We start from the raw sequence: 1,292 nt of genomic DNA on the forward strand, positions 1-1,292 counted from the left end.
CGGCCGCAGTTCTTGGTTTCGCGCATACTGTTGGCGAGTTTGGGCTTGTTTTGATGATTGGCGGAAACATTCAGGATGAGACGCGCGTTATTTCTGTTCAGATTTATGACCATGTAGAAGCGCTGGAATACTCCCAGGCCCACGGCTTAGCCGGCATTATGGTTATATTTTCCTTTATCGTGCTGCTTTGCTTATACAGTTTTAACAGAAGGCAAAATCTTTTTGGTGGACTGAAAAATGGAGTATAAGCCTACAATCGCGATCAACCTCCACTCNACACGCAGCCCGCGCAATGGCAAGCCCTTCGAGCTACAAATCAACACCACGCTTCCAGGGGACGGAATTAATGTAATCTTTGGGCATTCCGGCTCAGGGAAAACAAGCCTATTACGCTGCATCGCAGGCTTAGAGCACGCAAGCGGATCTCTAGTCATAAACGGAGCTGAATGGCAAAGCTCGACCTCTTTTTTGCCAACCCACAAGCGTCCAATTGGTTATGTATTCCAGGACGCCAAGTTATTCCCTCATTTAAGCGCAATAGGCAATCTAGAATATGCTATTAAGCGCGCCAGCAAAAGCAGCGCAAAGCGTATCAGTATCGAGCATGTTCTTTCAATTCTCGGAATCGAAGCTCTTCTAAACAAGAAGCCCGATGAATTATCAGGAGGAGAACGCCAGCGAGTTGCGATTGCCAGAGCTTTACTTGTTCAGCCTGAACTCTTATTAATGGATGAGCCATTAGCTTCTTTAGATAAAGCCAGAAAACTCGAAATCCTTCCCTACGTTCAAAAGATTCGATCAGAATTTCGTATACCAATTTTATACGTCACTCACTCGGTAAACGAAGTCGCTAAACTTGCTGACCACTTAGTAATACTTGAAAACGGAAAGCTTAGCACTCAAGGTAAGGTTTCAGATGTGCTTTCTAATCTAGAGACAGCCGACTATTTAGGAAATGAAACAGGTATTATCATCCAAGGGCGAGTTAACGAGCTAGATGAACAATGGAACCTCGCAGCCGTAGACTTTGAAGGCGAACGCATATGGATTCACAATAAGGGGCTAGGGCATGGCGCAGAACTTAGAGTGCGTATATTAGCAAAGGATGTCAGCATCACTTTAAGTCAATCGAAAAACAGTAGCATTCTTAATCTATTACCGGCAGTAATCGACGAAATAGATGAAAAAGATTCTTCTATGGCTTTAGTAAGTTTAAATATTGGTTGCAGCAAGTTAATTGCCCGAGTAACTCGAAAATCCGTTCACCAACTAAATTTAATTGCCGGACTAAA

The 1,292-nt window shown here is 43.8% G+C and carries 1 protein-coding gene and 1 pseudogene; both read left to right on the plus strand.

Annotation, left to right across the window (positions count from 1 at the left end):
* Nucleotides 1-248, plus strand: a pseudogene (locus A3763_RS19620) (molybdate ABC transporter permease subunit); the annotation flags it as partial.
* A partial coding sequence (gene modC, locus A3763_RS19625; protein ID WP_068760378.1) for a molybdenum ABC transporter ATP-binding protein occupies nt 238-1,292 on the plus strand: 1,055 nt, incomplete at its 3' end. The pseudogene A3763_RS19620 and the gene modC, both read left to right, overlap by 11 nt.

The sequence above is a fragment of the Oleiphilus sp. HI0128 genome (genome assembly GCF_001635365.1).